Origin of the sequence: Jeotgalibacillus marinus (assembly GCF_040801915.1) — a bacterium.
GTDB classification, from domain to species: domain Bacteria; phylum Bacillota; class Bacilli; order Bacillales; family Jeotgalibacillaceae; genus Jeotgalibacillus; species Jeotgalibacillus marinus.
The window spans coordinates 1-266 of the sequence record NZ_JBFMIA010000182.1; the positions used below are offsets into that span (position 1 = coordinate 1).

The window sequence follows — 266 nt, forward strand, 5'->3', positions numbered from 1 at the left end:
ATTGCCGCTTTGTCCCCTGCCCCTCTTTTTCTTTCCTCTCTTTTTGCCCCCTTTTCTTCTCCCCTTTCCCCCTTTTTCCCTCCCTTTTTTTCTTCCCTTCTCCCCCTTCCTCTTCTCTCCCCCTCCTTTTTTTTCCTTCCCCCCTCCCTTCCTTTTCTCCCCCCTCCCTCCTCCCTCTCTTCTCCCTTCCCTCTCCCTTTTCCCCTTCCTTTCCCCTCTCTTCCCTTTTTCCTCCCCCTCTTCTTCCTCCCTTCCCCTTCCCTTCC

Annotated in this window: 1 protein-coding gene; it reads right to left on the bottom strand. The window is 54.5% G+C overall.

Going from position 1 to position 266, the window contains the following annotated elements; genetic code table 11:
• Positions 1-266: hypothetical protein (locus tag AB1471_RS19000; RefSeq protein WP_367780996.1), on the bottom strand; the 266-nt coding region annotated here is incomplete at both ends.